The organism is Streptomyces sp. NPDC040410 (assembly GCF_055595715.1).
Map to the genome: position 1 here is coordinate 436,481 of NZ_JBVIVK010000002.1, position 15,722 is coordinate 452,202.

The window sequence follows — 15,722 nt, forward strand, 5'->3', positions numbered from 1 at the left end:
CCCCAAGGGCTCACACGACCTAGTCGACGGGTTCGGCGTACTGCAGATTTACAGTGCCCGAGTAGCCGGGAAGAGTCACCGCCCCGTCCTCCTCGACTTTCCAGCCGAGCCCATAGACGTTGACGTACACCATGTAGTTCTGAATCGCGGGACTCTCCGCCAGCGCCTTCTGCAACCTGCCCGGATCACCGACCGCCGTGATCTTGTACGGCGGTGAGTAGACCCGGCCCTGCAGGATCAGCGTGTTGCCCACACAACGCACGGCGCTCGTGGAGATCAGCCGCTGGTCCATGACCTTGATGCCCTTGGCGCCGCCCTTCCACAGAGCGTTCACCACCGCCTGCAGGTCCTGCTGGTGAATCACCAGGTAGTCCGGCTGCGGCTCCGGATAACCCGGGAGCTTCGCGGTGGCGTCCGGCGGGGCGTCATTGAGCGTCACCGTGACCGCCTCACCGCTGAGCTTCTGCGTACCCGCACTCTTCTCCAGGCCCGCCAGCTTGTCGTCCTCGGCCTTCGTACTGCCGTCGTCACGCTCGGCGAGCGACTCGACATCACTGCGCAATGACCCGTTGGACTCCTCGAGCTCTCCGTTCTTGCGGCTGCGCTCCTGGATGAGGTCCGACAGCTTCAGAAGCGACGCATCCGTACGGATATTGGTGCCCTTGGCAGTATTGAAGCTGGTGAAGAAAATGAGCCCCGCGAGAGCGAAGACGCCCACCGTGAGCACCCGCACCGGGCGGAAGCGGCGCACCGGGGCAGGACTGGAACCCGTCCCGGGGGAGTCGGCAGAATTGCTCAACGTACCCTTATCTCCTTCGGCGCCGCGGAAGCACTACGCTAACGGACGCCCGGGGGAGCACTCAGTGTCCCCTTGTACGCTGCCCCGGAGCCCACGCCAGTTCCCTGCGCGGCCACGCAGCGCATCGACAGGAGAGACCCTCGTGCCGAAGTCACGTATCCGCAAGAAGGCCGACTACACGCCGCCGCCCGCGAAGCAGGCGACCACGATCAAGCTGAACAGCCGCGCCTGGGTCGCGCCCGTGATGCTGGCCATGTTCCTGGTCGGCCTGGCCTGGATCGTCGTCTTCTATGTGACGGACGGTTCGCTGCCGATCGACAAGCTGGACAACTGGAACATCGTGGTCGGCTTCGGCTTCATCGCGGCCGGATTCGGCGTCTCGACGCAGTGGAAGTAGGCGCCACGGGGCGGTGAACATACCTCTGCCCAGGGCTATCCACTGAGTTATCCACAGCGGTTTTCCACATGGGGAAAAGAAAGACGATCTGTGGATAACCCATCAAGCGTTGACGCCAGTGTGACTGACTGACCGGCAACCGAAAGCCTGTTCGCCCCCTGCCTGACCTGCGGAGACACGGGTCGGTGTCAGGGGGCACACCTGTTCCCGCACGGTATGCACAAGATCCGCCACACGCTGTGGAAAACGCCTGCTCAGGTGAGCTGTGCGGTTCTCAGCACGGTCATGCCCACGACCACAGCGAGCACCAGGGCGCAGGTGCCGTACTGGATCAGTGCCCTTCGTTCGCGCGGGGCGTGGACCATGGCGTAACCGGTCACTACGCCGGCGACGAGGCCGCCGATGTGGGCCTGCCAGGAGATGTTGAAGCCGGGGTTGAAGGTGAAGATCAGGTTGATCACCAGCAGGGCGATGATCGGCCGCATGTCGTAGTTGAGCCGGCGCATGAGGACGGCAGTGGCGCCGAACAGGCCGAAGACGGCGCCGGAGGCTCCGAGGGTGGCGGTGGTGGGGGAGGTGAGCAGATAGGCGAGCGCGCTGCCGGCGAGGCCCGAGACCAGGTAGAGGGTGAGGTAGCGGGCGCGGCCGAGGGCTGCTTCGAGGGGTCCGCCGAGCCACCACAGGCTCAGCATGTTGAACGCGATGTGCCAGATTTCCTGGTGGGTGAACATCGAGGTCACCATGCGGTACCACTCGCCGCCCGCGACGCCCTCGGTGGGTGTGAACGGTGCCGGTGGCCATGCGCCGAGGAGGACCAGGTCGTTCAGCAGCGATGTGCGTACGTGGACGGCGATGAAGACCGCGACGTTGATCCCGATGAGGATTTTGGTGAGGAGGCGGGGGTCGGCGGTGACGGTGCCGCCGGCGATGGTGCGGGGGCTGGCCGCGGTGGGGGCGGGTCCGGTGCCGGAGGTGCCGCGGACGCAGTCGGGGCACTGGAAGCCGACGGAGGCGCTGACCATGCATTCCGGGCAGATCGGGCGGTCGCAGCGGGTGCAGCGGATGCCGGTTTCGCGGTCCGGGTGGCGGTAGCAGCCGGGCAGGTTGTGAGCGGGCCGGGTGCTGTGATCTTCCGGGCCCTGCGGGCTGCCTGGCGCCTGGTCCATGAGGTCCCCTAAGTCGTCGTCCGCACATGCCCCGCCCCGCTCATCCTTACGGACGAGCGGGGCGAATGGTTCCCTTCGGGCGCGGTCCGTGAGGGATCGGCCGTGGGAGGGCGGTGTCTCAGCTCGTGCGGGTCTCGATGACCACCGACTCGATGACGACGTCGTTGACCGGACGGTCGTTGGGGCGGGTGGTGGGGACGGTGGCGATGGTGTCCACGATCTTCTGGCTGGCGGGGTCGGTGATTTCGCCGAAGATGCTGTGCTTGCGGTTCAGCCAGGCCGTCGGGGAGACGGTGATGAAGAACTGCGAGCCGTTGGTGCCGGGGCCGGCGTTGGCCATGGCGAGCAGGTAGGGCTTGTTGAAGGAGAGGTCGGGGTGGAACTCGTCCTCGAACTCGTAGCCGGGGCCGCCGATGCCGGTCCCCAGGGGGTCGCCGCCCTGGATCATGAAGCCGCTGATGACGCGGTGGAAGATGGTGCCGTCATAAAGCTTCTTGGTGGACTTCTCGCCGGTGGCCGGGTGGGTCCATTCGCGCTCGCCCTGGGCGAGTTCGACGAAGTTCCGGACCGTCTTGGGGGCGTGGTTCGGCAGGAGCCGGACTTCGATGTCGCCGTGGTTGGTCTTCAGGGTGGCGTAAAGCTGCTCGGCCACGATCTGCCTTCCGTTGTCTTCTTGTGCCCCTCCGATCCTTGCACGGTTCGGGCTGTGCGTCGCCCGGCATCCAGGCGGGGGCGGCGGTTCGGGGGGTTCGGGTGCAGAAAAGCCGGTCGAGTAGTCCCGGGCCGGGGGCGCGGGGCGGCGATCCGTGGCATTGTCGACGACAAGCTCTTGTTGACCCGTATTCATCCGCTATTGCACTTTGATCGGTTCTTGAGGAGTTCTTGATCGGAGATGGTCCGGCGTCATGCTGCATGACCCGGATGCCCGCCCTAACATGCCCCGGGGCTCGTTGGCAGGCATGATCCGCAAAAGGGTGGAAAGTCGAAATACCGTACGCCACCGAGGAGGAGGAAGCCCGTGACCCGCATCGACAGCGTGCGCGCCGCGACCGGCTCGGCGAAGGACAGCGTGCTGCACGCCGCGGAAGCGGTGGCGCCCTACGCCGACACGGCCAAGGACAGGGCCGCGCACTACGCACACGAGGCGCGCGTACGGCTCGCGCCGAAGGTGTCGCTGGCCGCCGAGCAGGCCCGCGTCCAGTACGACACGCTTCTAGTGCCGCGCCTGGAGCTGGCCCGTACGCATGTGCCGCCGAAGGTCGATCAGGCCGCCCATGAGGCTGCCGCCCGTACCCGGAAGGCTGCCCGGCTGGCCGCCGACTACTCCCGGCCGAGGATCGAGCAGGCGGTGGCCGCGGCCGGGCCCGTGAAGGAGGAGGCCGCCGCGCGATCCGCCGCGGCGTTGGCCGCGCTGCGTGGCCAGGTCTCCGCGAAGGAGATCCAGAAGCTGGTCCGCAAGCATGAGCGGCGGGCGCGGGCCGGTCGTCTTGCGAGGGGGATGGCGTTTCTGGGGGTTCTTGCGGGTGGCGCCTTCGCCGCCTGGAAGTGGTGGGACAAGCAGGCCAACCCGGACTGGCTGGTCGAGCCGCCTGCCGCGACGGAGGTGCCCGAGTCGGGTGGGCTGACGTCGGTGGACGGCAGTGGTCAGTCCGTTCTCGATCCCGAGGTACAGGCCAAGGAGGCCGAGGAGGAGGCCACGGACCGCGACGAGCGCCCGTGACACCATCGGGCCTCGCCCGATCTGTTCAACGTCGCCGTGGGTCAGGAGACTTGGTGTCTCCGGACCCACGGCGACGTTTCACGTGGAACCGACGGGCCCCTTACACACTCATCCACGATGACGTTTGCAACTGATGGAGCGTGTGGATTCCGTGCAGGATTCCGTCACAGAGTGTGTCTTTGTAGTCACCCAACGCGGTAAGGGCCAGCTCACGCAAGGTCTCCGCCTGGCGTTGGGGGGCCTCCTGATTCGGCGGACAGCCGTGCCGTCGCCCCGCCGCAGACTCTTGCCGTAGATATTTGCGCAAATACCTGCAACGCCCATCCTCGCCCGTGATTCATGTCGAGTGACGCACGTCACGTCGGGGTGTCCGGTGGATGCAGAAAACCGGCCAGGGGCCCGTTGAGGGCACCTGGCCGGTCCGAGGTGTGGAGCCTAGGGGAGTCGAACCCCTGACATCTGCCATGCAAAGACAGCGCTCTACCAACTGAGCTAAGGCCCCGGAAGAGGAGCGTCCGACCGGTGAACCGCATACCGTCGGGCGCCGCAGACCAGAGTACCGGGTCGCCCCGGGTATCTCGCAAAAAGATTGGGGGTCCCGATGAACGACCACTCTCCGTAAGATGCTCGGCGTGGTTCGCTACAGCGAACCACAGTACTTGGGGAAGCGATGGGGAGACGCAATGGACGCCGCACAGCAGGAAGCGACCGCGAGAGCGCGGGAACTGCAGCGGAACTGGTACGGGGAGCCGCTGGGGGCGCTCTTCCGTAAGCTCATAGACGATCTTGGGCTCAACCAGGCTCGTCTCGCGGGGGTACTCGGCCTGTCGGCACCGATGCTGTCGCAGCTGATGAGCGGCCAGCGGGCGAAGATCGGCAATCCCGCTGTGGTGCAGCGGGTGCAGCTGCTGCAGGACCTCGCCGGGCAGGTCGCGGACGGCAGCGTGAGCGCGGCGGAGGCGACCGAGCGCATGGACGAGATCAAGAAGTCCCAGGGGGGCTCGGTGCTCAGCAACACGACGCAGACGACGAGCAGTTCGGGGGCGCCCACCGTCAAGCGCGTGGTCCGCGAGATCCAGTCGCTGCTGCGTTCGGTGGCGGCGGCGGGGGACATCATCGACGCGGCGGACACCCTCGCCCCGACCTATCCGGAACTGGCAGAGTTCCTCCGGGTGTACGGCGCGGGCCGGACTTCGGACGCGGTCTCGCACTACCAGTCCCACCAGAGCTGAGCCAACGGGCGGGTCGCCGAAGGGGGTTCGGCGGCCGGGCCCGCGGCCGGGGAGGGGCGCGAGGGGGGCGCGTCCCCTCTCCGTGCGGGACACGCGGGGGTGTGTCCCGCACGGGAAGGCGGCGCGGGGGGTCGTATCGCTCGTCCGGGGGAAGCAAGGGGGTAGCCGAAGGGGGAGGAGTGGCGTACAGCCATGGGTGAGGTCTTCGCCGGCCGGTACGAACTGGCCGACCCGATCGGGCGTGGAGGAGTCGGCGCCGTATGGCGTGCCTGGGACCACCGCCGCCGCCGTTACGTGGCGGCCAAGGTCCTGCAGCAGAGTGACGCGCACTCGCTGTTGCGGTTCGTCCGCGAGCAGGCGCTGCGGATCGATCACCCCCATGTGCTTGCGCCCGCCAGCTGGGCCGCAGACGACGACAAGGTCCTGTTCACCATGGACCTGGTCGCCGGCGGTTCGCTGGTCCATCTGATCGGGGACTACGGCCCGCTTCCGCCGGCGTTCGTCTGCACGCTGCTCGACCAGCTTCTGGCGGGGCTGGCCGCGGTGCACGCGGAAGGTGTCGTGCACCGCGACATCAAGCCCGCCAATGTGCTGCTGGAGGCCACGGGCACGAATCGGCCGCGGTTGCGGCTGTCCGACTTCGGCATCGCGATGCGGCTGGGTGAGCCGCGTCTGACCGAGACCAACCTCGTGGTGGGGACGCCGGGTTATCTGGCGCCCGAGCAGATGATGGGTGCGGAACCGGACTTCCCCGCGGACCTGTTCGCCGTGGGACTGGTGGCGTTGTATCTGCTGGAGGGCGCGAAGCCGGACGCCAAGGCGATCATCCAGTACTTCGCGGAGCACGGAACTCCGAGTGCGCCCAAGGGCGTTCCCGAGCCGCTGTGGCAGGTTGTGGCGTCGCTGTTGGAGCCGGATCCTCAGGCGCGGTTCCGCACGGCCACGGGGGCGCGCAAGGCGCTCGCCGCGGTTCACGGACTCCTGCCGGATCCGGGCCCCGACGACGAGCTGATCGAGATCTTCGACCAACTCGGCCCACTGCCACCGGGGTTCGGCCCGGACGGCCCGCTCAAACCTGGGCGGGGAGTGGATGCGCAGGCGGGGCCTGGCGCGGGAGCTTCCAGGTCGGCGGGTGGGTCGCCGTCGTTGCCGGGGGGCGCTGGGCCGGCTGACGGCGGGAGCGCCGGCCACATGGCCGCCGGGCCGGGCACCGGTTCCGTGCCGCCGGGCGCGGGCGAAGGCGTCGGATCGCCCGGTCCGTGGGGCACCGGCCCGCAGTCGGTGCCGGAGGGTACGCCGTCGCCGCCCGCTCACGCTCCCGCGATGCCGGGCTTCCATCCGGAGCCTTCGGTCCCCGCGCAGCCGTCCACCGCTTCGGACACCGGAAGCTTCCATCTGCCGCCTCCGCAGGCGACCGTGTCCTCCTCTCGGACGCCCGCCGCACCGACGCCTCACGCCCGGGGACAGGAACAGGCGCACTCGCCGGCGCGGGTGCAGCCACAGCCACAGGCCCCGGAACACGACCAGGGGCAGGACCACTCCCTCCATGTCTCCCCCTACGACCCCACGCATGTGCTGTCCTCCCCCCGACCTCACGCTCCGCGCCACCCCGCCCAGGCCCTGTCGCCTGCCCCGGCCCCAAGTCCGGCCCCCCACCGGCGCGCCGATGCCTCTACCGCTTCGTACACCGCCCAGGTCCCGCGGGTTCCACCCCCGGCGCAGGAGATTCCGCGGCGACGGCATCGGGCGGGCCGCCCGGGCCGCCGCGCCGCACGCCGTCCCGGCCCTCCGGCCCGGGTCGCGGTCCCGCTCCTGCTGCTCGCGCTGCTCTGCTACGCGGTCGGGTTCTGGGCACTGGTCCGCATGTGACCCGCGTCAGCCGTCGTCCCGCCCGTCCGGCCTTCCTCCCGTCGCCGTCCCGGCCGGGCCCGCGCATCCGGGCGCGTCCGGTCCCAGGGCCGTCCCGGGCCCGGGACGGCCGGCCCACGCCCCGCCAGGCGGCACGGGCTGGGCCCTGTCAGGCCCCCGCCCTCCGCCGCCCCAGCGCCGTCCACACGCCGAGCACCACCAGCAGAACGGTGCCGGTGCCGATCCCGCCCGCGGCGACGAGCTTCATCGTGGCGTCCCCGCCGCCCTCGGCCCCGCCACGCCCCTCCGATGCCGCCGCCCGGTCCTGTGCCGTGATCCCGAAGAGGCCTTCCGGCGCGGACCGCCCCGAGTAGCCGGGCCCGGCCTTCGTCGTGCCCTCGACCCGCACACGCAGCTTCAGCCCGAACGGTACGTCGCTGAATGTGTCGGCGACCTGCGCCGCGAGGTGCACGACGAGGTAGTACGAGCCGGCGAACCGCACCGTGTTCACGCGGCCGACGGCGGCGTAGCGGTTGGGATACGCGACCGGCGGCAGCGGTTGCAGGACGGCCGACTTCTGGCTGCCGTCGTAGCTGACACCGGCGTCCTCGACCTCGTCGCGCACCGGGTTGTACAGCGACATGTCCAGGGCGCCCGGCACGAAGCCGGTACCGTCTCCGGCTGCACTTCCCAGGTCGGCCGTGGCGTAGAGCTGCTGGCCCCAGTCGACCGGCACTCTGTAGAAGAGGGTCTGCCCGGGCCGGATGTCGTCACGCCAGATCCCCTGCCCGAGGGGTCTCGCCGAGGCGAAGCCCGAGCCGCCCGTGCGACGGGCGGCGCCGCCCGTGAGGGGCTCGGGTGAGGCCGAGTTCCAGGCCTCGGGCGCGCTTGTCGGACCGGTGCGCTCGAGGCGCGGCTCCAGTACGGGGGTGAGCTCCAGCTCCCAGGCGTCCGGCGAGGATCCCGTCCTGGCGACGCGCTCGACGATTACGTAGTAGGTGCCGCCGCCCTGGCAGAGGGTGCCCGTGGGTTTGGCCTCGCGCGCGCCCACGGCGGTGATGGGGTGCGGGCTGCGGCTCGCGCCGATGGTGGCGCTCTCGAAGGAGCAGGAGCTGCCGTTGGCGTCCTGCACGGACACCCTGATGCCGTCGGTGGCGGAGACTGCCGTGCCCGCCGGGGGGACGGCGGTGGCGGAGACGTACGCGGTCGACGTGTCGTCGAGTTCGAGGCTGTAGTAGAGCTTGCCGGTGCTCGGGAGGGAGCTTTTGTAGGTCGTGCCGGGCTTCAGGCCTTCGGCGTCCGTGGTGCTCGTCGCGCCCCGGACGGACCGGGCGTCCTCGGCGAAGCCGTAGGGGCTCGGTGTGCCGGCTGCCGACGCTGCCGGGCCCGGCAGCGCCGCCGCCGCGCACAGCACCGCGCCGACCGCGGCCACGCGCGCGGGCGCGGAAGGACGACCGCACGATGCCCTCGCGCGCCACCGCGCCGTACGCCGCCCGATCATGCGCCACCCCTCGTGGTTGTCCGGACCGTGGGACCGGGGCCCATCCTGCCCCGCGGAGCCGTGCGGCATCCGCGCAATGGGCGCGGGCGTCCGAAACACCCAACACAAAACCCCGACCGTGAGGACGGCCGGGGTCTGTTCAGATTCGGTTGTCGGTACTCACGAACCCGTGGGCACGGAGTCAGTCGCCTCCGTCCACAGATCCTGCTCGGCGCGATCCGCCTGGATCTGGCGGTACACGAGGAGCCCGCCGATAGCGGCCAGTGCGACCAGGAGAAGCTTCTTCACCGCGCGACCTCGTCTTTCCTTGACGTAGGGGACCTCTGGCGCCCGACTATACACACCGACCGATATCGATCGGTGACCTGCGTCGGCCCCTCAACTTCCTTCCGCGACACCGCAATAGAAGCGGACGGCACCCTTCCGATCAGAGGGTGATCACATCCTCACGAACGGTGAGTTTGAGTGCACTACTCCCGTTTCTTCCGTTTTCCTCCCTTCTTGCACCCATCCGAGTGGTGTTCATCCGAAGATCGACGCGCCATGGGCGTTGGTCCACCACTTCGCGATCCCCATACACATCATGAGGAAAGTACGCAAATCGCCCGACCCGAAAGTGAGGGGCCATGGCCCAGAACACGGTCATGAAGCTGTGGACCACCATCGTCACCGCCTTCCTGGCGCTGTTCACGGCGCTCGGACTCGTCACGCCGGCCGCCGCCGCGGCCGTACCGCAGACCGAGGCACCGCGCAACAGCGAGAGCATCAGCATCGCGCACAGGACGGCGCCGACGACGTCCCTCTGGTCCTGGTTGTACGCCAGGTCCCTGCCCCCCACGATGAAACAGCGCATCCGCGCCGAGGCCCACGGCAAGTCCCCCAGCTGCCGCCACCGTCCGTCGGCGGACGCGGCCCCCTCGGCCGACTCCTTGTGCGACACCGCCGTGTCGCCCGACGAGCCCACCGCTCCCCTCCAGCGCTGACAGTCGCGGCACCTCACGGCGCCCCACCCGGCTTCTCTCTCACGTCCACGACGTAACGGCGACCTTGCGTACAACGCCCTCGAGAAAGAACGACGAAGACCCCCGGCCCAGGCCGGGGGTCTTCGTTCTGGTGGGGTCAACGGGATTGGAACCTGCGGTGAGGCGCAGGTGATGCTGCACCTCGACATGTCAAAGACCCCCGATCCTGGAGGACCGGGGGTCTTTTCGCTGGTGGGGCTAACAGGATTTGAACCTGTGGCCTCATCCTTATCAGGGATGCGCTCTAACCAACTGAGCTATAGCCCCGCCGCGCTCTGCGGTGTGTGTCCCGCGCGCTGACTCCTGAAGATTAGCGCACGACATGGGCAGTCCCAAAATCGGTTGTCGCGGGACCACGGGGAAGGTTTGAAACCGCCGTCGCGGTTAATGTCACTCGTCCTCGGCGAGCGTGAGCTCGATGCCGCCGACGAAGCCCGCCGAGAGGTTGTAGATGAACGCGCCGAGGGTCGCCAGCGCCGTCGCGAGGACGACATCGATGACCGCGATGATCGTCGCGAACATCAGGACATGCGGGAGCGACAGGAAGGCCTGCAGGTCGAAGCCGTTGGACTCGTTGGAGCCGGTGGCCTCCGAGATGGTGCCGCCGACCGTCGAGAACACGCCCATCGCGTCCATGACCATCCACAGCACGGCGGCCGCGACGATCGTGCAGATGCCCAGCGCGATGGAGAGCAGGAAGCTGACCTTCATGACCGACCAGGGGTCGGCCTTGGCCACGCGCAGACGTGCCTTGCGGGTGCGGGGCGTGGTGCGCGCACCGGTGCGGGGGCGGCGTACGGCGCTCGCCTGAGCACCCTGGGCCGGATAGGCCTGCGGCGGGTGGTAGGGCCCTGCGGACTGCTGCGGCTGGCGCTCCCCCGGCAGCGGGGAGGTCGTCTGCGGCGCCGCGGCCTGGCCCGCTCCGGCGGCGGGCCGCTGGGCCTGCGGACCTCGGGTGTCCGTCACAGTTCCCCCCTGGGATCCATGCGTGTCGGGCGAGCGGGAGTCGGTCGCGGGTGACTTGATCGCTTGCAGATTGGTCGTGTGCGAGTCCGTCGTATTCGCAGCGGAGCCACGGCCGCCGCCGTCCGTGTTCGTACCGGTCGATCCGGCGCCCGTGGCTCCGCTCACGATGACTCACTCCTCGTGTTACTCGGTCGAGGGCGCCTCGCCCTCGTCCGTGCCGGCAATCGCGGCACCTTCGGCGGTCTCGTCGACGGCAACGCCGCCGTCGACCTCCTCCGCCTCGCGTCCCGCCTCGGCGTTACGAGCGATGCCGACCACGGCATCGCGCTTGCCCAGGTTGATCAGTTGGACGCCCATGGTGTCACGGCCCGTCTCCCTGACCTCGTTGACTCGCGTGCGAATCACACCGCCGGACAGCGTGATGGCGAGGATCTCGTCGGTCTCCTCGACCACCAGCGCGCCGACGAGCGACCCGCGGTCCTCGACGATCTTGGCGGCCTTGATGCCGAGGCCGCCGCGACCCTGAACGCGGTACTCGTCGACGGCGGTGCGCTTCGCGTACCCGCCGTCCGTGGCAGTGAACACGAACGTACCGGGTCGAACAACATTCATCGAGAGCAGCTGGTCGCCCTCGCGGAAGCTCATTCCCTTGACGCCCGAGGTGGCACGGCCCATGGGACGCAGTGCTTCGTCGGTGGCGGTGAACCTGATCGACTGGGCCTTCTTGCTGATCAGAAGCAGATCGTCATCGGCCGATACGAGTTCGGCTCCGATCAGTTCGTCGTCGGAACCGTCCTCCGTCTCACGGAGATTGATCGCGATGACGCCACCGGAGCGCGGCGAATCGTAATCCTTCAGAGGCGTCTTCTTGACCAGGCCGCCCTTGGTGGCCAGGACCAGATAGGGCGCCGCCTCGTAGTCGCGGATCGCGAGGATCTCGGCGATCGCCTCGTCCGGCTGGAAGGCCAGCAGGTTCGCGACGTGCTGTCCACGCGCGTCACGGCCGGCGTCCGGCAGCTCGTACGCCTTCGCCCGGTACACCCGGCCCTTGTTGGTGAAGAACAGCAGCCAGTGATGGGTGGTCGACACGAAGAAGTGGTCGACGATGTCGTCTTCCTTGAGCTTCGTGCCGCGCACGCCCTTGCCGCCGCGCTTCTGGGCGCGGTAGTCGTCGGCCTTGGTGCGCTTGACGTACCCGCCACGCGTGACCGTCACGACGATGTCCTCCTCGGCGATCAGGTCCTCCATGGACATGTCGCCGTCGTAGGGCACCAGCATGGTCTTGCGGTCGTCGCCGTACTTCTCGACGATCGCGGCGAGTTCCTGGCTGACGATGCCGCGCTGGCGGACCGGGGAGGCGAGGATCTCGTTGTACTCGGTGATCTTCGCCTGGAGTTCGTCGTGTTCCTGGATGATCTTCTGGCGTTCCAGGGCGGCGAGTCGGCGCAGCTGCATCTCGAGGATGGCGTTGGCCTGGATCTCGTCGATCTCCAGGAGGTTCATCAGGCCCCCGCGCGCGATCTCGACGGTGTCGCTGCGCCGGATCAGCGCGATGACCTCGTCGATGGCGTCCAGGGCCTTCAGCAGGCCGCGCAGGATGTGCGCCCGCTCCTCGGCCTTGCGCAGCCGGAAGCGCGTACGGCGGACGACGACCTCGATCTGGTGCGTCACCCAGTGGCGGATGAACGCGTCGAGGGACAGGGTGCGCGGCACGCCGTCGACCAGCGCCAGCATGTTGGCGCCGAAGTTCGTCTGCAGATCGGTGTGCTTGTAGAGGTTGTTCAGTACGACCTTGGCGACCGCGTCCCGCTTGAGGACGATGACAAGCCGCTGGCCCGTACGGGAGGACGTCTCGTCGCGGACGTCGGCGATGCCGCCGATCTTGCCGTCCTTCACCAGGTCGGCGATCTTCTGCGCGAGGTTGTCCGGGTTGACCTGGTAGGGCAGCTCGGTGACCACCAGGCACTGGCGGTTCTGGATCTCCTCGACCTCGACGACCGCACGCATGGTGATCGAGCCGCGGCCCGTGCGGTACGCCTCCTCGATGCCCCTGCGGCCGACCACCAGGGCGCCGGTCGGGAAGTCCGGGCCCTTGATCCGCTCGATCAGCGCGTCCAGGAGCTCCTCGTGCGAGGCCTCCGGGTTCTCCAGGTACCACTGGGCGCCGGCCGCGACCTCGCGCAGGTTGTGCGGCGGGATGTTGGTCGCCATGCCGACCGCGATACCGGCCGAGCCGTTGATCAGCAGGTTCGGGAAGCGGGCCGGCAGGACGGTCGGCTCCTGGGAGCGGCCGTCGTAGTTGTCCGTGAAGTCGACGGTCTCCTCGTCGATGTCACGGACCATCTCCATCGACAGCGGCGCCATCTTGCACTCGGTGTAGCGCATGGCCGCCGCCGGGTCGTTGCCCGGAGAGCCGAAGTTGCCGTTGGAGTCCACCAGCGGCATCCGCATCGACCACGGCTGCGCGAGGCGGACCAGCGCGTCGTAGATCGAGGAGTCGCCGTGCGGGTGGTAGTTGCCCATGACGTCGCCGACGACGCGGGCGCACTTGTAGAACCCGCGCTCGGGGCGGTAGCCGCCGTCGTACATGGCGTACAGCACGCGGCGGTGGACGGGCTTGAGACCGTCCCGGACGTCCGGCAGCGCACGCGAGACGATGACGGACATCGCGTAGTCGAGGTAGGAGCGCTGCATCTCCGTCTCGAGCCCCACGGGCTCGACGCGGAGCGTGATCTCGCCGCCCTCTTCAGGCGTCACTGGAGTGTTCTCGTCGGCCATTGCTGGTGAGGATCCTTCCTGGTGCGGTCAGCTGAGACCGACTCAGATGTCGAGGAAGCGGACGTCCTTGGCGTTGCGCTGGATGAACTGGCGGCGCGCCTCGACGTCCTCGCCCATGAGGACCGAGAACAGGTCGTCGGCCTGCGCGGCGTCGTCGAGCGTGACCTGGCCGAGCACACGGTGCTCCTGGTCCATGGTGGTCACGCGCAGCTCCTCGGCGTTCATCTCGCCGAGACCCTTGAAGCGCTGGACCGAGTCGTCCCTGATGCGCTTGCCGGCCTGCTTGCCCAGCTCGATCAGCGCGTCGCGCTCGCGGTCGGAGTACGCGTACTCGAAGTCGTCCCTGCCCCACTTGATCTTGTAGAGCGGGGGACGCGACAGGTACACGTGCCCGGCCTCGACCAGCGGCCGCATGAAGCGGAACAGGAAGGTGAGCAGCAGGGTGTTGATGTGCTGGCCGTCGACGTCGGCGTCCGCCATCAGGATGATCTTGTGGTACCGCAGCCTCTCGATGTCGAAGTCCTCGTGGACTCCGGTGCCGAACGCGGAGATCAGAGCCTGGATCTCCTGGTTCTGCAGGATCTTGTCGATCCGCGCCTTCTCGACGTTGAGGATCTTGCCGCGGATCGGGAGGATCGCCTGGTACTGCGGGTTGCGGCCGGACTTGGCCGAGCCGCCGGCGGAGTCACCCTCGACGATGAAGATCTCGCACTTGGTGGGGTCGTTCGACTGGCAGTCGGAGAGCTTGCCCGGCAGCGAGGCGGTCTCCAGGAGGCCCTTGCGGCGCGTCAGGTCACGGGCCTTGCGGGCCGCCACGCGCGCCGTGGCCGCCTGGATCCCCTTGCGGACGATGTCCGCCGCCTCGTTCGGGTTGCGGTCCAGCCAGTCGTTGAGGTGCTCGTAGACGGCCTTCTGCACGAAGGTCTTCGCCTCCGTGTTGCCCAGCTTGGTCTTCGTCTGGCCCTCGAACTGCGGCTCGCTCAGCTTCACCGAGATGATCGCGGTCAGACCCTCGCGGATGTCGTCACCCGTGAGGTTGTCGTCCTTCTCGCGCAGCAGCTTCTTGTCGCGCGCGTACTTGTTGATCAGGTTCGTGAGCGCCGCGCGGAAGCCCTCTTCGTGCGTACCGCCCTCATGCGTGTGGATGATGTTGGCGAAGGAGTACACGCCCTCGCTGTAGCCGCTGTTCCACTGCATCGCGACTTCGAGGGAGAGGCTCTTCTCCCTGTCCTCGGCCTCGAGGTCGATGACCGTCGGGTGCACCGCGTCTCCCTTGCGGGAGTTGAGGTACTTCACGAAGTCGACGATGCCGCCGTCGTAGTGGTACGTGACGGTCTTGACCTCGGCCGTCTCGTCCGCGCCCGCCTCGTCCGCCCCGGACGTCGCCTTCGCCGACTCGCGCTCGTCAGTGAGTTTGATCGTCAAACCCTTGTTGAGGAACGCCATCTCCTGGAAGCGCCGCGAGAGCGTCTCGAAGGAGTACTCGGTGGTCTCGAAGATGTCGCCGTCGGCCCAGAAGGTGACCGACGTGCCCGTCTCCTCGATGGCCTCGTGCTTGGCCAGCGGAGCCGTCGGCACGCCCATCTTGTAGTCCTGCGTCCAGCGGTGGCCGTCCGTCCTGACCTCGACGGCCACCTTCGAGGAAAGCGCGTTCACGACGGAGACACCCACGCCGTGCAGACCACCGGAGACCGCGTAGCCGCCACCGCCGAACTTGCCGCCCGCGTGCAGCACGGTCAGCACGACCTCGACGGCCGGCTTGCCCTCGGAGGGGACGATGCCCACCGGAATGCCGCGGCCGTTGTCGACGACCCGCACGCCGCCGTCGGCGAGGATCGTCACGTCGATGGTGTCCGCGTGACCGGCCAGCGCCTCGTCGACGGAGTTGTCCACCACCTCGTACACAAGGTGGTGGAGTCCGCGCTCACCGGTCGAGCCGATGTACATACCGGGTCGCTTGCGGACCGCGTCCAGACCCTCGAGGACGGTGATGGCGCTGGCGTCGTACGAGGTGTTGACCTCGCCGTTCGCGCCGGCGTCTGTGGACGGGATGTTCTCGTTGGGGTTGCCGGAATCGGCCACGAAGCGCCCTTTCTGGCACAGCACGAGCCAGGCTCGTCGGCGGGTTGCCGGAGCGGCTGCGGCATGTTGCGTTGGTAAGCCTTGATCAGCGTTGCTCAGCTTTTCCCGGGCGGTCCCCACGTTTGGGGCGGGATTGGCTTCCAGTCTACCGGTAGCGCCGACAGTGATGGGGGTTTGCCGGTACCTGAGTCCGCATGTGCCGCCCTCAACC

At 68.3% G+C, this 15,722-nt stretch carries 13 protein-coding genes and 2 tRNA genes; 5 read left to right on the forward strand and 10 right to left on the reverse strand.

Going from position 1 to position 15,722, the window contains the following annotated elements; translation table 11 throughout:
- Positions 1–19: 19 nt before the first annotated feature.
- Positions 20–799, reverse strand: coding sequence for a DUF881 domain-containing protein (locus ACZ562_RS06035; protein WP_471174423.1), 780 nt, complete (start codon positions 797–799; stop codon positions 20–22).
- 142 nt (positions 800–941) lie between these two features.
- Between ACZ562_RS06035 and crgA the strand changes: the two genes are divergently transcribed.
- Positions 942–1,196 (forward strand): cell division protein CrgA, encoded by a 255-nt coding sequence (crgA, locus tag ACZ562_RS06040; protein ID WP_471174424.1) that lies wholly within the window; start codon positions 942–944, stop codon positions 1,194–1,196.
- Between the two features lie 254 nt (positions 1,197–1,450).
- On the opposite strand, the gene ACZ562_RS06045 is transcribed toward crgA, so the two are convergent.
- The gene (locus tag ACZ562_RS06045) at positions 1,451–2,362 is read right to left on the reverse strand and encodes a rhomboid family intramembrane serine protease (RefSeq protein WP_471174425.1); all 912 of its coding nucleotides are present in this window, start codon (positions 2,360–2,362) and stop codon (positions 1,451–1,453) included.
- A gap of 118 nt (positions 2,363–2,480) precedes the next feature.
- Positions 2,481–3,014 carry a peptidylprolyl isomerase gene (locus ACZ562_RS06050; protein ID WP_471174426.1) on the reverse strand — a complete coding sequence of 178 codons (534 nt, stop codon included), beginning with the start codon at positions 3,012–3,014 and terminating at the stop codon, positions 2,481–2,483.
- 366 nt (positions 3,015–3,380) lie between these two features.
- On the opposite strand from ACZ562_RS06050, the gene ACZ562_RS06055 reads away from it, so the two are divergent.
- Complete coding sequence (locus ACZ562_RS06055; protein ID WP_471174427.1) at positions 3,381–4,082, forward strand: DUF5324 family protein; 702 nt, start codon at positions 3,381–3,383, stop codon at positions 4,080–4,082.
- 429 nt (positions 4,083–4,511) lie between these two features.
- Here the strand turns inward: ACZ562_RS06055 and ACZ562_RS06060 are convergent.
- A tRNA-Ala gene (locus tag ACZ562_RS06060) sits at positions 4,512–4,584 on the reverse strand.
- Between the two features lie 181 nt (positions 4,585–4,765).
- Here ACZ562_RS06060 and ACZ562_RS06065 point away from each other — a divergent pair.
- Both ACZ562_RS06065 and ACZ562_RS06070 read left to right on the forward strand, forming a co-directional pair.
- Positions 4,766–5,314 carry a helix-turn-helix domain-containing protein gene (locus ACZ562_RS06065; protein WP_471174428.1) on the forward strand — a complete coding sequence of 183 codons (549 nt, stop codon included), beginning with the start codon at positions 4,766–4,768 and terminating at the stop codon, positions 5,312–5,314.
- Between the two features lie 192 nt (positions 5,315–5,506).
- The gene (locus ACZ562_RS06070) at positions 5,507–7,183 is read left to right on the forward strand and encodes a serine/threonine-protein kinase (protein WP_471174429.1); all 1,677 of its coding nucleotides are present in this window, start codon (positions 5,507–5,509) and stop codon (positions 7,181–7,183) included.
- Positions 7,184–7,331: 148 nt separating this feature from the next.
- On the opposite strand, the gene ACZ562_RS06075 is transcribed toward ACZ562_RS06070, so the two are convergent.
- Together ACZ562_RS06075 and ACZ562_RS06080 are read right to left on the reverse strand one after the other, a co-directional pair.
- Positions 7,332–8,663: a hypothetical protein gene (locus ACZ562_RS06075; RefSeq protein ID WP_471174430.1), complete on the reverse strand. Its 1,332-nt coding sequence runs from the start codon at positions 8,661–8,663 to the stop codon at positions 7,332–7,334.
- 159 nt (positions 8,664–8,822) lie between these two features.
- Complete coding sequence (locus ACZ562_RS06080; protein ID WP_003999697.1) at positions 8,823–8,951, reverse strand: DLW-39 family protein; 129 nt, start codon at positions 8,949–8,951, stop codon at positions 8,823–8,825.
- A gap of 338 nt (positions 8,952–9,289) precedes the next feature.
- Between ACZ562_RS06080 and ACZ562_RS06085 the strand changes: the two genes are divergently transcribed.
- Positions 9,290–9,646 carry a DUF6344 domain-containing protein gene (locus tag ACZ562_RS06085; protein WP_471174431.1) on the forward strand — a complete coding sequence of 119 codons (357 nt, stop codon included), beginning with the start codon at positions 9,290–9,292 and terminating at the stop codon, positions 9,644–9,646.
- A 229-nt stretch (positions 9,647–9,875) separates the two neighbouring features.
- On the opposite strand, the gene ACZ562_RS06090 is transcribed toward ACZ562_RS06085, so the two are convergent.
- The 4 genes from ACZ562_RS06090 to gyrB all read right to left on the reverse strand — a co-directional run bounded on the left by ACZ562_RS06090 (position 9,876) and on the right by gyrB (position 15,535).
- A tRNA-Ile gene (locus ACZ562_RS06090) sits at positions 9,876–9,952 on the reverse strand.
- A 123-nt stretch (positions 9,953–10,075) separates the two neighbouring features.
- On the reverse strand, positions 10,076–10,816 hold the full coding sequence (locus ACZ562_RS06095; RefSeq protein ID WP_471174432.1) for a DUF3566 domain-containing protein: 741 nt from the start codon (positions 10,814–10,816) through the stop codon (positions 10,076–10,078).
- 18 nt (positions 10,817–10,834) lie between these two features.
- Positions 10,835–13,429, reverse strand: a complete 2,595-nt coding sequence (gene gyrA, locus ACZ562_RS06100) for a DNA gyrase subunit A (protein ID WP_471174433.1) — start codon at positions 13,427–13,429, stop codon at positions 10,835–10,837.
- Positions 13,430–13,471: 42 nt separating this feature from the next.
- A complete protein-coding gene (gene gyrB, locus ACZ562_RS06105; protein ID WP_471174434.1) occupies positions 13,472–15,535 on the reverse strand; it encodes a DNA topoisomerase (ATP-hydrolyzing) subunit B in 2,064 nt (687 codons plus the stop codon).
- Between the last annotated feature and the right edge of the window lie 187 nt (positions 15,536–15,722).

Excerpts from the sequence above, each read along its gene's own strand:
- ACZ562_RS06045 (WP_471174425.1), bottom strand. The coding sequence starts at position 2,362 with ATGGACCAGGCGCCAGGCAGCCCGCAGGGCCCGGAAGATCACAGCACC.
- ACZ562_RS06065 (WP_471174428.1), top strand. The coding sequence starts at position 4,766 with ATGGACGCCGCACAGCAGGAAGCGACCGCGAGAGCGCGGGAACTGCAG.
- ACZ562_RS06070 (WP_471174429.1), top strand. The coding sequence starts at position 5,507 with ATGGGTGAGGTCTTCGCCGGCCGGTACGAACTGGCCGACCCGATCGGG.
- ACZ562_RS06075 (WP_471174430.1), bottom strand. The coding sequence starts at position 8,663 with ATGATCGGGCGGCGTACGGCGCGGTGGCGCGCGAGGGCATCGTGCGGT.
- ACZ562_RS06085 (WP_471174431.1), top strand. The coding sequence starts at position 9,290 with ATGGCCCAGAACACGGTCATGAAGCTGTGGACCACCATCGTCACCGCC.
- gyrA (WP_471174433.1), bottom strand. The coding sequence starts at position 13,429 with ATGGCCGACGAGAACACTCCAGTGACGCCTGAAGAGGGCGGCGAGATC.